The sequence below is a fragment of the Staphylothermus marinus F1 genome (assembly GCF_000015945.1).
Taxonomy (GTDB): Archaea; Thermoproteota; Thermoprotei_A; order Sulfolobales; family Desulfurococcaceae; genus Staphylothermus; species Staphylothermus marinus.
Window position 1 is genome coordinate 41,161 of the sequence record NC_009033.1, and the last position, 15,889, is coordinate 57,049.

Below are 15,889 nucleotides of genomic sequence, written 5' to 3' on the forward strand. Positions count from 1 at the left end.
TTATTCTCTAATAATGCTTAAAGCTTTATATACTACTTCTACGGGAGTTTTTCCAAGCACTCTTATCATTGCTTCTTTACCAACATCTCCAGTATCATAGATTATGTCTGGAACTCTTTTCACTTTCTTAAAAGCTGTTTCCATAATCCAAGGAATACTTCTACCTTCTACTAGGCGGACTTCTTCTGGTTCATTTCTACGATCAATATATACTACAATATATCCTTTCTTCTCCGCTCTCTCTACTAGTTTCTCATCATATTTTAAATTCATAGCTGATCTAATACTTGGATCGTATTTCATAGCTGTTAGTACTAATCTAGCCATATGACTTGAAGCCCCAAACTCTACTGGCCCAACAATTTTTACTCCGTCACCATACCTAACTATTCTCCCTTTGACTCCTGCAACATCATTTATTGTCTCAGCATACCTAGGATCTATGGCCATTACTAGATTAGAACCTGTTTCAGGAATGTATTTATTGAAGAGCTTCTGGTTTTCAATTATGATCTTTAAAGCTTCTTTTACGGATTCGATGACGTGATACTTCATTGCAGGTATCTCGATCCAAGCCATTGGATTAACGGGGCAAGCTCCTCTTCCCACTTTAACTCCATACTTAATAGCCATTGTTATGAATTTCTTAGCGGTTTTAACGGCTTTAACAATATCTCTGCCTTTAGCAAGCTCTACGGCTATTGCGGCTGAGAATGAACAACCTGTACCATGTGTACATCCATCCACTATTCTTGGTGCTCTAAACTCGTAGAATTTACCATTATAATACATTATATCAATAGATTCCTCTCCTACCTCAATATGTCCTCCTTTAACTATAGCTGCTGTAGCCCCCAGTTCTTCAACAATGTATTTTGCAGCTTTTCTAGCATCCTCGAAATTATTGATTTTCATACCAGTAATTTTTTCTGCTTCATGTTTATTTGGAGTGATTACAGTAGCTATTGGTACCATATACTTTATGAGTGCATTCATTGCTTCTGGTCTCAAAAGTGGAGCACCGCTTTTAGCTATCATTACTGGGTCAACTACCAATGGGAATCCAAGCTTTGAAACAGTTTCAGCCACGGCTCTAATAATTTCGGAATTGCTAAGCATACCTGTTTTACCAGCATCAATACCTATATCCTCCCATACAGTAATTATTTGTCTAGCAACCATTTCTGGAGGTAAATCATGAATACCAGTCACTTGATAAGTGTTCTGAGCTGTTACACTAGTTAAGGCAACAACTCCGTGAACTCCTAGTGCAGCAAAAGTTTTAAGATCAGCCTCTATACCAGCTCCACCACCAGAATCACTACCAGCAATCGTTATAGCTATAGGATATAATTTCTTTTTCATAGAACACTCCCTCTTTGAGGAGTGTTTCATCAATATATAATTTAGTTATCAAAATATATATAACTTGATTATCGAGGAGTGGTAGAGAAACATGATAAAGTACAGTATCAACGCTGCCGGATACGTTGAGAACGAAAAAATACTGGAAAACATCTTAGGAGAGGTAAGCCCTGGAGAAACAATAATAATGGCTGGTCCATCAGGCTCTGGTAAAACAACATTATTGCTTACATTAACAGGTGTATTAACGAATCTCCTAAATGGATGGGTTAAAGGAAAAGTTCTTATAGATGATCTAGATCCGTTACAAGATAGTGATTTCACAAATATACCTTATGTATTAGGAGCTGTTCTACAAGACCCAGATAAACAAATAGCAATGCCTACACCACTAGACGAAGTATCTTTTCAACTCGAAAACCTCGGATATAATGAGGAGGAAGCACAACGTCTGGCATTTTTAGCATTGAAAAAATATGGGCTAGAAAAAAAGGCAAATATGCATGTCGAATACTTATCAGGGGGAGAGAAGAGGAGGCTAACATTTGCATCAGCAACCGTTCATGATCCCAAAGTGTTATTTCTAGATGAGCCTACAGCATCTGTTGATCCATGGGGAATAAAGCAGATAAGAGAATTTATAGTGGAGGCTGAAAAGAGAAACAAGACGATAATAATAGTTGAACATAAACTAAAATATTTCATGGATATAGTTGATGAAATACATGTTCTTAGAAGGGGCAAGCTTGAACGAGTGTATAGGAAAGAAGAGATGACAAACGAAGTTCTAGATCAACTTGAAGAAATGGGTATTGATGCGAAATCTCCACATATTCTGCCTTCTAGGCCCGTTAAGAATAAGATAATACTGAAAACACGCAATCTAACAATCGGTTACCCTAATAGTGAAGTATTGGTAAAAGATATTGATTTAGAGCTTCATGAAGGCGAGATTGCAGTAATTGTTGGACCTAATGGATCAGGTAAGACAACTCTTCTCAAAACATTAATTGGTGCAATTCCTGCGATTGATGGAGAAATATACTATTCAGGAGAGAAACTTGTTTATCGTGGGAATAAATTGTTTAAAGGACTATTTTATGTACCACAACAACCAGACTATTTATTCATAGAAACAAGTCTTGCAAAGGAAATATTAGAACTAGCTAAGAAGACAAGAACCGATCCAAAGATTATTGCTGAAAAAATACCATGGTTTAATGAGTTGAAAAATACGAGCCCATATAATCTAAGCCATGGTCAACGTAGATGGTTGTCAATTATAATTGCTTGGGTGTACAAGTCTAGGATTATATTATTGGATGAACCAACAACGGGTCTGGATTATTCTTTATTTAAGGAGTTAAAGAGGTTGATTAATAAACTTAGGGATATGGGTTTATCATTTATAATATCAACTCATGATCCAAGAGTTGTTGGGGAACTAGCTGATACCGTTTATTATATGGATCCTATTTCTAGAAGACTTGACCTTAGGGATAAGGAGGAAATTGTTGAGCTATTAGAAAGAATTGCGGGTGTGTTATTTTGAGGAGGCCTTCTTCATCAATATTATTTATATATGCATTGTTTGTTTCTCTACTAGCATATGCTTATAGAGACCTATATGATCTATTGGTTATTGGTTTGATTAATCTTGTATTAGGGGTAATGTATGGTTATAGATACAAGTTGTTATGGTTATTGTTGATTCTAGGCTTATGGGGAACATTCATAAATGCTTACACAGTTTCGAATACAGGTAGTATAGTGGTTGATTGGGGTTGGATAACTATACGTGAAGGTGCTTTAACAGCTACAGCCGCAATTTTTATGAGGCTACTATCAATAGTTGGTGCTACACTCTTCTTCATAGGTAACTCTACTCCTTCAGAACTAGTGAGATCGCTTGTATCAGAACTAAGAATCCCTAAGGGTTTAGCCTTTTCAATATCGTATGCTTTACGACTAATACCTTTAATGAAGAAAGATTATGAGGAAATAAGAATTGCTAGATTAGAGCGTGGATATAGAAGAATACCGTATTTACCCAATGATTTAAAATCATTTCTATTACCACTACTAAGTATTGCTTATGAGAGAGCGGTTTGGGCAGGAATAGCTGTGGAGCTGAAAGGGTTTAGGCTGAGGAAAGTAAGGTATAGAAAAATACGTATCAGGGTTCCAGAGATTATTGTATTTGCTTTGTTAGCAATACAAGTTATTGTTCCTTTAATGTTTTAGTTTTTTCAAATAATCATCTATAAGATCAGCTACTTTCCTGCCTGAAACAAGCATTCCTCCAAAGATAGGGCCCATTCTATGAGTATTATATAGTTCAGCAACACTCATACCGGTAACGAATAATCCTTTAACAACCATACCTGTTTTCTCAACAACCTCTTCTTCACCAATCCAAACATTCTGACTAGACATTCCAGGAACATTTATTTTGAGCTCCGGATGTCTTTTAGCAAGTATTCTCAATAATGATCCATCATGACCTGTTGCATCAACAACAGCTTTAGCCTCCACATAGAATGGATCAACATGCCAACCAGCCTCGAAAATAGGTGTCCAATTAATAAGCACTCCTCTAACAACTAGATCTTCTCCTCTACCACGCGTAATTAAATCCTCAACTACAACACCAGGCCATATTATTGCACCATTCTCAATAGCATTAGATGCTAATTTAACAGCTAACTCACTCGGATCAATAACAAAAAGCCCATCTCTAACCTTATTAATCCTTGCACCCGCCTCTCTAGCAATCTCTGCTGCCTCACCATCCTCTAATAACCCAATTGGTAAAAGCATTGATCCCCCTCTCATCCCTCCTCCAACACCAAGCATTCTCTCGAGAACAACTACTTTGTAGCCTTTCTCGCCTAGTTTCCAAGCAGCTGTTAATCCTGAGGGGCCTGCACCAACAATTACTACATCTACACGGACAATTTCTGATAGTTTCTTGTGCAATGCATCAATCAATGTTTTAGCAAGGTCTCCTTCGCTCAGTTCATATAGTTTTTCGGGGAAGAACTTCATATATTGTTCCCCTCGCAAATATTATTACTCGGTTATTATATAATTAATAATCAGGTTATAATATGTTTTACCGGGTGGACACATATGAGCGCTGGGAAGCTAAAATATACTGTGATCGACTACACTATTCTAGGAGTAGTAGCTGTAGTAGCGGGCTTAATATTCTATGCTACATGGTTCATATACTATGCAGCAGAAGCTGTTGGCGGAAAGATACTTGCTAGAATAGTATCTTATGGATTATGGTTTATCGGCGCACCACTAGCAGCATCAATGATAAGGAAGCCATTATCAGCTTTTCTAGGCGAAACACTTGGAGCACTAGTAGAAACAATAATCCCCACAGCCGGTGGATTCACAAACCTAATATATGGTATTGCTCAAGGCTTAGCGTCTGAGGCAGCGTATGCGTTATTCATGTATAGAAGATACGATCCATATATAGGAGCGTTGGCAGGTGCCTTTGCAGCATTTCCATGTGTAGCATTAGATGCAGTGTTATTCGGTGAAATAGCATCTCCAGAAGTAATGACCCTATGGCTAATAGCGGCAATTGTGAGTGGAGCAATATATGGATTCGTAGGATCAGTTGTAGGATTTACGGTAACCAAGAGAAAAATGTAATAATTGATCTCGAGGAAAATCTGAGATCACATTTGTTTTTCATTAAACACTCATATCTAAAAATATATGGGTGAGGCCATTGCAGATTACACAGAGGCTAAGAGAAGAGGCAAGTAGTATATGGAATAAGATATTCAAACACCCCTTCGTAGTCGAGCTCTTCAAGGGTTCTCTGCCAATAGAAAAGTTTAGGTACTATGTTATTCAAGACTATAATTTCCTTATCGGCATGACTAAGGCGTTTTCATTATTGGCATCTAAAGCTTATGATTATGAATTGTTAAGAGAAGCATTATCGCTAGCATATAGTGATGCAACGATCGAAATGGATAATTACCTAAAACTACTAGATAAACTAGACTTAACCATAGAAGATGTCTTAAACACTGAGCCAGCACCTACAAATACAGCATATGTTAACCATATATTATCAACTTGTAGTCTAGGAACATCCATAGAATGCCTAGTCTCAACCCTACCATGCTTCTGGACCTATATGGAAATACCTAGAGTAAACAATGATTTAATCATGGAAAATAAGAACCCAATATATATAGAATGGATAAACACCTATAGATCAAAAGAATATATTGAATTAACAACTAAACTAATAAATTTAGTAGACAAGTATGCAGAACACATAGATTACAATAAGCTGAAAAGAATATTCATATTGAGTAGCCGATACGAATACATGTTCTGGGACATGGCCTACAATATGGAGAAATGGCCAGTATAAATAAAACATAAAACACAGCATTTTCAGCAAGAGGTTTCTAATCTGCTAAGCATGTATTGAATTAAATTTATAAGTGGTCAATGGTGAAAAGCTGATTAATATTTTTATAAAAATATACCGTCAAGTTTTTAATAGTTCTTAACCAGTAGCGGATCATTATTATTTATCATATAAATATAAATACCAATATGTAGTGGATTGGCTAATTATTTATAGTAGACCTCCTCAATAAATGCTCTCGACATAACCAATTTAATTTGCTAAGGATTCCTTAACTAAATAATATTCCATTAATACATGCAAGTTCGGAACACTTATTAAAAATTTATAAACTATTAAGGGAGAAGCCCCAGCAAGTATCCAAAATAACCAAAAAATAAAGCACGGGCAACCACAGACTAGACATGCAATCAACTACCTCATAAACTAAATAACCATGAAAAATGCTCCATACAGCAATTCCTGATTGAAGGGCTAAACACATAAATGCGTGGTCGCAGATATGGGGATTTCTTCTGGACGGGATTAAAACAAAAACCCTCCCACATCCTTAGAACAGCATCATATTAAATACTTGATAAATTTATAATAGAAGAGGCAGGGTTGGAACACTCCATAAGAGGCCCAACCCCGTAAAGCACTAATTATAACCCCCCGCTCAAGCCAAAAGACCCCTTAAGAAGCCCCAACAACGACTCCCCCGGGGAGGAGACTCAACGCAGAATCATGCAAACCTAGACCCCCGGGGTGAATCTAGGCTTGCACGATCCTACGTTGAGCCTCCGAGCCGTTGTTGGGGCTTCCCTTGGGGCCTTATCGGCTTGTTCGAGGGGTTGGGACATTGTTAATTTTTGGGGTTAGACCCCTTATGGAGTGCTCCCAACCCTGCTGTTTATTTTATTGTTGTCAGTTTGTTTTTTAAAGGCTCAGGCTCATTAAGTGTGCATTACTTGGCTATAGGATAAATATTGAATACTGAGTCGGCACGGGGCGGTAGAAAGTTTAGCTTACTATTGATCTGACAAGAGATCTGTTCAAGTAACAACGTACCAATATAGGATCCAGCATTGATAAATGATCATCCAATCTAGCCAAGCTACTAGATATCTATAATGATCCTTGAAAGCGACTCAGACAGGCATAGTTGGGATTCTTCAGACATAGGTTCATCTCGACTTGCATGATTCCCTCCGCAATATTATCCTGCAAGAGCCATTACCTGCGATTTATTAAGGAAAGTTTGAAACTCTATGAATTAATGGAAATTTATGTTTATCAGGTTTGGATTTTACGCAGACATCCCTATTACGCTCCACAAATTAAGAACATTTTCAAACGTAATAATTTATGTAAATGAATAATATTGTTTTTATTGGCTTAAATAGTAGTAAAATTCAGCCAACGTTTATGCCTAGCAGTATTGATGCTAGTAAGCCTATTAGGTACGTTAACCCAGCTGCTCCTAATCCTCCAATTAGTAGTTCTATTATTTTCTTCTTTATGTTTAAACCAGCTGATAATGCTATTATGAACCCTACCATGCTGAGCATTAATCCTGCGAATAATAGTGATAGGGGCAGAGATATTATTATTGGTAATCCTAGGAAGTAGGGTATTAAAGGTATTATTGCTCCAACTATGTAGAATAAACCTGTTATTAATCCTGATTTTGCAGGATTTTCTATCATTACCTCTTTTATACCATATTTTTCCTCGACAACTAGTTTTCTAAGCAATTCCTTGTTTCTAGATGCATCGCTCAATATTTTATCAACAGTATCCCTAGAGTACCCTCTTGAGGATATAATCTTAGATAGAGTTTCAACTAGTTTATCCGGTATACTCTTAACGGCACTAATTACTCTATAAAGAACGCTCATTCTAACTTCTCTCTGAGCCTTCACACTAATATATGCTCCTATACCCATAGATAGAGAACCTGCTATTCCAACTATGAGCCCGCCAAGCGCAACATTTAACGGGTTACCGTATGCTCCAGCTAAACCTGCTGAAACAGATAATATTTCTACTAATCCATCATTCATTCCTAAAACAGCATCCCTCACATGGTCTAGGAACTCCTTGATCTTTGATTCCTCCTCTATGAAGCTTTCTTCATGCATTAATTCATCGGCAACGATCTTTTTCAGCCATTCTTTTTCTTCATCACTTAACTCGGAAGACTCGAGGAGATCAGCATACATTTTAATCGCTTCAGATTCACCAGATTCTAGTAGTTTTAGTGTTAATCCAAAACCTATTACTGGAAATAATAGCTCATATATGAAAACCTTGGTTTTACTAGGCTTAATCTTCGCTGGATCCACACCGTATTTTCTCAGGATTCGTGCCCAGAAACCAGCGTGTTCCGCTTCCATACGTGCTATTTCTAGTAATTTCTTAGATATTGGTTTATCTTTTAATTTACTGGCTATTAATGAGTATATTGCTGCGGATTCTAGTTCGTCCCTATATGCTTTTTTAACCTTAACAATAAAGTCACTGCTAACATTCAAATATTATTCACCAAGTATTTCGAGAAGCTTATTTGTTGCTTCGACTATTTTATCTCTGAACTTATCTATTTGTCCAGCTCTAAATTCTACTACATCAACTACTTCGAACCCATTATTTGTTAGTAGTTCTCTTATTTTCTTTCCAGCGACCCCTCCCCATCCATAATTAGTTATAACGAGGACTTTCTTATTCTTGGGTATTTTCTCTATTATCAAGTCTAATATGTATCTCATTAATGGAAATATTGAAGCTTCATATGTTGCTGTTCCAAGTATTATAGCTGAGGAATTCAATAAGTCAGCTAATAGATCACTATATTTATCCCTATAATAGTCTAGGAAACGATATACTTTGTAGAATGCTTTTTTCTCATCAAGCACTTTAACAGCTTCTTTAACAGCTTTATCAACGAATCCATACATTGATGAATAAACTACAACTATCTTTTTCTTCCCACTAACACTTGTTCCCCTACTCCATGAGTGATAATATTTCATGATTATATCTGGGTTTTTCCATATGATACCATGTGCTGGAGCAATCATTTCTATGTTAAATCCTAGTGATTCTAACTTGTTTAATGCTTTCTCAATCCAAGAAGCATAGTGACCTATAACTGTTGCAATATATTTCCGAGTATAGAACATATATTCTTTGTGTTCTTCGGGGCTTAGTTCTGTATCATATATTTTATCGAGAATATTATATGATCCGAAAGCATCACATGTTAATAGTACATGGAGATCCTCAATATAGGTCATTATTGTTTCAGGCCAATGCAACCAAGGAGTATATATGAATTGTAACTTGTATTCTCCAATCTCTAATACCTCATTGTCTTTAACAGGCTTGAATTTTGGCTTAACATTATAGAATGATTCGATCATTCCCTTAGTAAGCGGGTGACCAAGAACTAGTATTTCAGAGTTTATTTCTAATAAGTCCTTTATAGAGCCGCTGTGATCGGGCTCCATATGGTGAATTATAAGGTATTTGATCTCTTTTGGATCAACTATTTTCTTCAACTCATTAATAAATTCTTTACCATAAATGTGTTTCCATGCATCAAACAATACGTATCCATCCTTTGTCTTTAAAAGGTACGCATTATATGTTATTCCTTCGGGTATATACCATAATCCTTCAAAGTATTTGATTTGATCATCATCTATTCTTAACAGGTAGAATCCAGGTTTGATCTCTACAGTGTAGGTTTTAGGCATAGGATCACCTTGTAAATTAAGCATAGCTCATTTAACTAATAAAGTTAGGGTTCATTAATAATATTTAGTTATAGATAAATAAAGTGTTCTATATAAAGATAAACATTTTACTTTATTTTTCTCTTCAAATATTTATTGATCCATTCCATGTCTATGTATTCAGCGAATAGTTTTGTTAGCTTCGCAGTATTTAATGCATCTTCTAGATTCAATACTTCTACTGGTGAATGAATATATCTTGTCGGAACAGATAATGCGCCTGTTGGGACCCCCTCCTTTGTTAACTGTATTATTGTTGCATCAGTTGTTCCACCAGTTAATACTTCCAATTGATACGGAATATTGTGTTTTTCAGCTAATTGTATAAGGGTATCTTTGATTGCTGGGTGAGCTATTAATCCCGAACCAGATCTTCCATCCATAACTTTGATAGCAGGGCCTTTTCCTAGCTTGGTTATTTGTTTTGATTCATCAACTCCAGGTATATCTGCTGCTATGGTTACATCTAGTGCTAATCCAACGTGTGGTGTTATAGAATATGCTGCTACTCTAGCTCCTTTTAATCCAACTTCCTCCATAACAGTTGCTACAGCGTATACGTCTACTTTGGGTTTTTCAAGGTTCTTGAATGCTTCAATCATAACCGCTACACCGATTTTGTCATCAAATGCTCTACCAGTTACAACATTTTCTGAAAGCTTCGCGATATTTCTCTCAATAACAGCTACTGATCCAACAGTTATACCTAGTTTCTCTGCTTCCTCCCTACTAGAAGCACCTATATCTATGAATAAGTCCTCTATTTGTGGAGCTTGTTTAGCCTCCTCCGGCTTCATAATATGGGGAGGCTTCATACCTATTACTCCGCGAACATATTCTCTTCTTTTAGTTTTTATAAGAACTCTTTGTCCCGGCAATATAACTGGGTTCCACCCACCTATTGGTGTAAATTTGAGGAATCCAGTCTTTGTTATGTGATTTATCATTAAACCGATCTCGTCCATGTGAGCAGCAATCATTAACCTGCCTTCACCACTCCCCTTTTTAACAGCGATCACGTTTCCTAGTGAATCAACCCATATCTCATCAGCGTATGGTTTAAGCAATTCTATTATAGTATTTCTAATTTCATCTTCATGACCAGAGGGAGAAACTATATTGGTGAGCTTTTCAAGTGTTTCATATATTTCATTTTTATTCATAGATACCACCAGGAGACTATATGAATATAACAACGTTATATAATTTATACTAGAAACATATTAAACTTAATTGTATTAGCGCTCAAAGAAAATGATTCGAATATTATTATTAAAAAAGAATTCATTATGATTTCAGCCGAGACTATCTATGTTATTTCTGTAGTTTAGCGGCTCTCTCAAGCCATTTACGGACTTCTTCAACTTCTTCTTTCGGCACTACCCCTTCTTCGTAGCAGAACCACCAGTCGAAGCACTTGTATTTCTTCAATCTCTCTTCTGCCTCCTTAACTGTTCCTGCAGGTGGTACAATTACTGAGTCACCTATTAACTCGTTGTTCGGCCAGTTGGCTGGTGTCGCTCTACCATACTTATCTGTTATTTGAATTGCCTTGACTAATCTAAGGATCTCATCAATATTTCTACCATTGTCTAGTGGATAGTAGATAATTGCTCTAATAATTCCATTAGGGTCAATGACAAATACGGCTCTAACAGTATGTGTTGAGCTCGCAGCGTGGAGCATTCCTAGTTTGCTAGCAACTGTTCCTCTGGGATCAGCCATTATTGGGAACGGTATTTCTACACCTAACTTCTCCTTTATCCATTCAATCCATTTAATATGGCTGAAGTTGCTGTCAACACTAAGACCTATTAATTCAGTGTTAAGCTTCTTGAAGTCTTCATATCTCTTAGCGAATGCTACGAACTCGGTGGTACATACTGGTGTGAAGTCTGCTGGGTGGCTGAATAAGACCCAGTACTTACCTTTAAAGTAATCTGGTAGCTTTATTTTTCCATGTTGTGTAACTACTTCCATTTCAGGGAATTTTTCTCCTATAAGAGGAATTGTTCCAGGCATTTCCTGTTCACCTTTCCTAAATATTCTTTATCGTATTCTTAATATTAACCTTCTAATATATAAACCTTTTCATTTAGGAATCTTAACAAAATAATTAAAAATTAATAGCCAAAAAATAATACAAGCTATAAATAAATATATTGAATAGATTCTGTGAAACCGAAGTGATATAGATGAAAAAGATCAAATGCCCCTATTGCGGATACGAAGGAGATCCAAAGGAGTTCACATTCATATATGAATCAGTCCTATACCTAGCTGATCACGAGGTATTACCTGAAGAGAGGGAGAGACCCATAGTGGTTGTTTGTCCAAAATGTGGAAGAGGATTTTTCCTCGAATCACCATATAAGAAGCTTGTCGAAAAAATAAAGACAGAAGATTACGAAAAATAGGTAACTCTCGTATAACATGGTTTTTTGTTCTATAGTTTTTCTATAACTTTTATATATGTGGTCCATAGTAATACCTTATTATTGATCATAGAGTAGTATATTATAGGTGATCTATATGAGTGTGGGAGACATTTTCACGACACCACTACCATTCCTTGGTTTTAGCCTTTATCAGTTAGTAGTATTCATAGTAGCGTTGGTAATAGGTATAATTATTGTAAGAATTGTTGCTAATATATTGAAGAAGACAATGGATAAACTAAAAACCCCACCACTAGTTTCCGGATTAGTTGTCAGCATTATAAAAGTAATTGGCTATATATTAGTTATTCTATCAGTACTGCCAATTCTTGGAATAGATACTAGCGCAGCAGGTTTAGGTTTATCCGCAGTTATTGGCTTAATACTAGGCTTCGGATTACAGGATACATGGGCTAATATGGCTGCTGGAGTATGGTTAGCTGTGATAAGACCGTTTGATAAAGGGGACTATGTTCAAGTAGCTGGTTATTCGGGCATAATTCATGGTATTGGAGTAATGTCTACTACCCTGAAAACATTTGACAATGTTGTCATAACTATTCCAAACAAGAATATATGGGGTGCACCTATAGTAAATTATACTAGGGAAGATACTAGAAGAGTAGATCTTGATGTTGGAGTAGCTTATGGAACAGATCTAGATAAAGCTATAAATGTAGCGCTTGAAACAGTTAAAAAGCATCCGAAAGTATTAGAGGAACCAGCTCCCCAAGTAGTTGTGACACAACTAGCTGATTCATCAGTAAATCTACAAATAAGGGCTTGGACAAAAACTTCTGACTATGGAGCAGTAAAAGCTGATCTCACTAAGATGATCTATGAAGAATTCAGCAAAGCTGGCATAGAGATACCGTTCCCACAGCTAGATGTACATATACGTGATATGCCTAAGTAATACTTTTTTTATATATAGTTTTCCCCGCCTTTTTATTATTCTTTTATTTAGTTGATGGAAAGATTTATTATGATCTATTTATAAATCTGATCCTGTGGGTGGTAATACCTTGTCTTTAATCAACGATGATAAAACACTCACTAAATATGCTGGTAGCACAGAACTGGGGCTTTTATGGAGTATGCCTTTTAATGCTCAGATTAGAGATGTTATTTATCAGTATATAGATTATGTTAAAGGATTTGAGGATAGTATTATTGATTCATGGCCTGTCCAGAGGCTTAGATATGTTTACCAACTACAAACAGCTCATTTCGTATATCCTTCAGCAACTCATACACGTTTCAACCATAGCTTAGGAGTTATGCATTTATCATATAAGTATATGAATCAATTACTAAGATCCATTACTAAATATAGTGATAGAGGGACAGATAAACTCAGAGAGGTGTTGAGTAAGTCAAGGGAAGCTGTAATAGCCGCTAGAATTCTTGGATTACTGCATGATATAGGTCATGGACCATTTAGTCACGCATTTGATACATATGTTTATAAGAATAGAGATTTTCTAGGATACAGGCTGGGAAACCATGAGCTCTTAGGCTATATTATTTATAGGGATTATTTACGGGATGAAATAAGGAAAACTATTACAAATCATAATGATGTCTTGGGTGTGGATGTGGATTTTGTTATTGATATTCTTGATGAATCTCTGAAGCCTCCTCTAGGAATGAAAGATCATACCGATCTGGTTTCTAAGAATATTATTAGGCTAGATGAATTCTATGTGCCTAGACCTGATAAAGCTATACATGGAATAGTAAGGCTTGTTGTTAGAGACTATATTTATACATCAGATATAATTGATTATCTAAGGAGAGATAGCTACTTTACCGGCTTACCTCTTGGAAACATAAACGATGAATGGTTAATAAGAAATACCTACTTATTAGAGCATCACGGATTACTTGTTCCAGCAATATCTACTAAGGCTGTAGACGACTTAGTTAGGTTATTGAATGCTAGAAAAATGATGTACAAGAATGTTTATCTACACCATGTAAATATAGCGTTTGATGAAACAATTGGTTTCCTGCTAAACTGCCTAAGAGACTATATAGCAGGTATTATAGATAAAATGTTGGAGTCAAGCGATAATCTAAGACTATACTTGTCCCTAACAGATTATAGCATATATGGGCTTCTACAAATGATAATGGCTAGAGGCGATATTGGCAATCTATGCAGAGACTATAGAGAATTAGCGAGGCAAAGCCTCGAAAACCTCTTCATACACCGTAAACCAGCGTGGAAAAGACTTGATACATTCATATACGATTTAAGGAGCGCAAGACATATTTTCAGCAACAGATTCGGCGATATAATGCAGAAAGCTATTAGAGAAACCATTAAGAGAGAGATTGCACAAGAACTCGGAGCTAAGGGGTTCAGTGAAGAGGATGTAAGAGTGGTGATAGAGTCTATTAGTATATATCCCTCAGCTAGTAGGGAGATAATCAAGTATTTATTACTAGCTAAGCTAAGAGATGAGAAACCAATAGATGTTAGAGAAGAAAACCCTGATAGATTCGCGGAGAAGAACGGCTTAATACCTGAAGCCTTATTTATTGTTTACCTCAACCGTAACAAGTATCGTAAATTAATAGAAGAAGAATTGAATAGAGCTAGATACATTGTTATCGATATATTAGAGGATGCTATAGGAGGTAAAATCAAGGAGGCTCCGGAGACAAGCTAAATAGATTTGCTTAATCTCTCACTTATTAATTGAGCCTTCATGGTTAGAGATAACAAATACTTGAATACGGCTTGTGAAACTATTTTATGTCCATCAATATCATCGCTGGGACACTTATCTATTGTAAGTCTCCCATTGCTACATTCAATAATTAATCCTTTACGAATAAGGTTTTCAACAATATAATCAATTTTCTCAGAATAAACACCTGTTATTGATATGCTCCAATGCATAAAGTTTTCATCAATACCATCCATTAAGTAGACAAGATTATGTAGTAGGCTCCTAGTAGGCTTATATTCTCTTATCAGCCACATTACAATATCCTGCAACGCCAAATACTCAACACCCTCTCCAAATATTAGAGTTGAAGGAAATAAAAAATGGTTTGAAACAATAATACTGATCAAGCAGGTTAGTACATGCCTACAGTTTTAGGTCCTTCTTTTAAGAGCTTAACCATTTGATGCTTAAAGTATACTAGTGCTATTATTAGAAAAACTATATCATATATGATTCCTATAAAACACTCAGATAAGAGATCAATTATTGAAGGTGTTCCGAGCAAACCATACCTTAATATTTCCGCGGGATAACTGTAGGGGGTAAGTAAGGCGAATACTTGTAGAGGATATGGAAGTCTTGATAATGGTGTTAAACCTCCTGTTGCTATTGGGAGAATCCATCCAATAAACTCCATTACAGGACCGCTTGTTCCAACAGCAATAGTGGTTCCACCGAGAATCATTGCGTGAGCGAATAATACTGTGAAGAGCATTATTAGTCCTAAAGCAAGCATTAATGGATCATTTATAAATGTTAAGGGGGGTCCAACTAGGACAGTTAATAATGTATAAACTGTTATTAGTGCGAATCCAAGCCATGTAAAACTTATAGGTATAATTCCTATGTAGTGTAGGAATATGCTTCTACCACTAAGTATTACGTGTTCTAACATATTATTCATCATCAACCATCTAAGCTCCCATGCCCAATCCCATGTAGCCATACTATAAGACATGAATACTAGAACAGCCGCGAAAGCATATCCAGATATGATTTGACTAGATTCTCCAGGTGGAGCGAAGAGCATTATTGGTGCAATGAATAGTGTCATCCAGAGAGCCATAGATACTAATCCATATGTTAATCCATGACTCCTAAGTAGCTCGGCTGTAAAATATGCTTTCAAAACAGCCTTTACTGCTTCAAACAATT

The 15,889-nt window shown here is 36.2% G+C and carries 15 protein-coding genes; 7 read left to right on the forward strand and 8 right to left on the reverse strand.

Going from position 1 to position 15,889, the window contains the following annotated elements:
* Positions 1-1,365: a bifunctional hydroxymethylpyrimidine kinase/phosphomethylpyrimidine kinase gene (locus SMAR_RS00240; RefSeq protein WP_011838353.1), complete on the reverse strand. Its 1,365-nt coding sequence runs from the start codon at positions 1,363-1,365 to the stop codon at positions 1-3.
* A gap of 91 nt (positions 1,366-1,456) precedes the next feature.
* On the opposite strand from SMAR_RS00240, the gene SMAR_RS00245 reads away from it, so the two are divergent.
* Both SMAR_RS00245 and SMAR_RS00250 read left to right on the forward strand, forming a co-directional pair.
* Positions 1,457-2,917 (forward strand): ATP-binding cassette domain-containing protein, encoded by a 1,461-nt coding sequence (locus SMAR_RS00245; RefSeq protein ID WP_011838354.1) that lies wholly within the window; start codon positions 1,457-1,459, stop codon positions 2,915-2,917.
* Positions 2,914-3,609, forward strand: coding sequence for an energy-coupling factor transporter transmembrane component T (locus SMAR_RS00250; RefSeq protein WP_011838355.1), 696 nt, complete (start codon positions 2,914-2,916; stop codon positions 3,607-3,609). The genes SMAR_RS00245 and SMAR_RS00250 overlap by 4 nt, the downstream gene beginning before the upstream one ends.
* Here the strand turns inward: SMAR_RS00250 and SMAR_RS00255 are convergent.
* Positions 3,598-4,413 carry a sulfide-dependent adenosine diphosphate thiazole synthase gene (locus SMAR_RS00255; protein WP_011838356.1) on the reverse strand — a complete coding sequence of 272 codons (816 nt, stop codon included), beginning with the start codon at positions 4,411-4,413 and terminating at the stop codon, positions 3,598-3,600. The two genes, SMAR_RS00250 and SMAR_RS00255, sit on opposite strands and share 12 nt — an antisense overlap.
* 84 nt (positions 4,414-4,497) lie before the next feature.
* Between SMAR_RS00255 and SMAR_RS00260 the strand changes: the two genes are divergently transcribed.
* Both SMAR_RS00260 and tenA read left to right on the forward strand, forming a co-directional pair.
* Entirely contained in the window at positions 4,498-5,037 is a 540-nt protein-coding gene (locus SMAR_RS00260; protein ID WP_011838357.1) for an ECF transporter S component, read from the forward strand.
* A 70-nt stretch (positions 5,038-5,107) separates the two neighbouring features.
* Entirely contained in the window at positions 5,108-5,776 is a 669-nt protein-coding gene (gene tenA / locus SMAR_RS00265) for a thiaminase II (protein ID WP_244372434.1), read from the forward strand.
* Between the two features lie 1,394 nt (positions 5,777-7,170).
* Here tenA and SMAR_RS00270 read toward each other — a convergent pair.
* The 4 genes from SMAR_RS00270 to SMAR_RS00285 all read right to left on the reverse strand — a co-directional run bounded on the left by SMAR_RS00270 (position 7,171) and on the right by SMAR_RS00285 (position 11,577).
* Positions 7,171-8,292 (reverse strand): VIT1/CCC1 transporter family protein, encoded by a 1,122-nt coding sequence (locus SMAR_RS00270; protein ID WP_011838359.1) that lies wholly within the window; start codon positions 8,290-8,292, stop codon positions 7,171-7,173.
* Positions 8,293-8,295: 3 nt separating this feature from the next.
* Positions 8,296-9,516 (reverse strand): FprA family A-type flavoprotein, encoded by a 1,221-nt coding sequence (locus SMAR_RS00275; protein ID WP_011838360.1) that lies wholly within the window; start codon positions 9,514-9,516, stop codon positions 8,296-8,298.
* 107 nt (positions 9,517-9,623) lie between these two features.
* On the reverse strand, positions 9,624-10,718 hold the full coding sequence (locus SMAR_RS00280) for a M42 family metallopeptidase (RefSeq protein WP_011838361.1): 1,095 nt from the start codon (positions 10,716-10,718) through the stop codon (positions 9,624-9,626).
* Positions 10,719-10,869: 151 nt separating this feature from the next.
* On the reverse strand, positions 10,870-11,577 hold the full coding sequence (locus tag SMAR_RS00285) for a peroxiredoxin (RefSeq protein ID WP_011838362.1): 708 nt from the start codon (positions 11,575-11,577) through the stop codon (positions 10,870-10,872).
* Between the two features lie 173 nt (positions 11,578-11,750).
* Here SMAR_RS00285 and SMAR_RS00290 point away from each other — a divergent pair, with 173 nt between their 5' ends.
* From SMAR_RS00290 to SMAR_RS00300, 3 genes are all read left to right on the forward strand, one after another.
* Complete coding sequence (locus tag SMAR_RS00290) at positions 11,751-11,972, forward strand: hypothetical protein (protein WP_011838363.1); 222 nt, start codon at positions 11,751-11,753, stop codon at positions 11,970-11,972.
* Between the two features lie 115 nt (positions 11,973-12,087).
* Positions 12,088-12,909 carry a mechanosensitive ion channel family protein gene (locus SMAR_RS00295; protein WP_011838364.1) on the forward strand — a complete coding sequence of 274 codons (822 nt, stop codon included), beginning with the start codon at positions 12,088-12,090 and terminating at the stop codon, positions 12,907-12,909.
* 109 nt (positions 12,910-13,018) lie between these two features.
* Positions 13,019-14,671, forward strand: coding sequence for an HD domain-containing protein (locus tag SMAR_RS00300; protein ID WP_011838365.1), 1,653 nt, complete (start codon positions 13,019-13,021; stop codon positions 14,669-14,671).
* Here SMAR_RS00300 and SMAR_RS00305 read toward each other — a convergent pair.
* Together SMAR_RS00305 and SMAR_RS00310 are read right to left on the reverse strand one after the other, a co-directional pair.
* Complete coding sequence (locus SMAR_RS00305; protein ID WP_011838366.1) at positions 14,668-15,009, reverse strand: hypothetical protein; 342 nt, start codon at positions 15,007-15,009, stop codon at positions 14,668-14,670. The genes SMAR_RS00300 and SMAR_RS00305 overlap by 4 nt on opposite strands.
* Before the next feature lie 77 nt (positions 15,010-15,086).
* On the reverse strand, positions 15,087-15,887 hold the full coding sequence (locus SMAR_RS00310; RefSeq protein WP_011838367.1) for an ABC transporter permease: 801 nt from the start codon (positions 15,885-15,887) through the stop codon (positions 15,087-15,089).
* Positions 15,888-15,889: the final 2 nt, after the last annotated feature.

Coding starts and splice junctions, on each gene's coding strand:
- SMAR_RS00280 (WP_011838361.1), bottom strand. CDS start 10,718: ATGAATAAAAATGAAATATATGAAACACTTGAAAAGCTCACCAATATA.
- SMAR_RS00290 (WP_011838363.1), top strand. CDS start 11,751: ATGAAAAAGATCAAATGCCCCTATTGCGGATACGAAGGAGATCCAAAG.
- SMAR_RS00285 (WP_011838362.1), bottom strand. CDS start 11,577: ATGCCTGGAACAATTCCTCTTATAGGAGAAAAATTCCCTGAAATGGAA.
- SMAR_RS00295 (WP_011838364.1), top strand. CDS start 12,088: ATGAGTGTGGGAGACATTTTCACGACACCACTACCATTCCTTGGTTTT.
- SMAR_RS00240 (WP_011838353.1), bottom strand. CDS start 1,365: ATGAAAAAGAAATTATATCCTATAGCTATAACGATTGCTGGTAGTGAT.
- SMAR_RS00275 (WP_011838360.1), bottom strand. CDS start 9,516: ATGCCTAAAACCTACACTGTAGAGATCAAACCTGGATTCTACCTGTTA.
- SMAR_RS00245 (WP_011838354.1), top strand. CDS start 1,457: ATGATAAAGTACAGTATCAACGCTGCCGGATACGTTGAGAACGAAAAA.
- SMAR_RS00255 (WP_011838356.1), bottom strand. CDS start 4,413: ATGAAGTTCTTCCCCGAAAAACTATATGAACTGAGCGAAGGAGACCTT.
- SMAR_RS00260 (WP_011838357.1), top strand. CDS start 4,498: ATGAGCGCTGGGAAGCTAAAATATACTGTGATCGACTACACTATTCTA.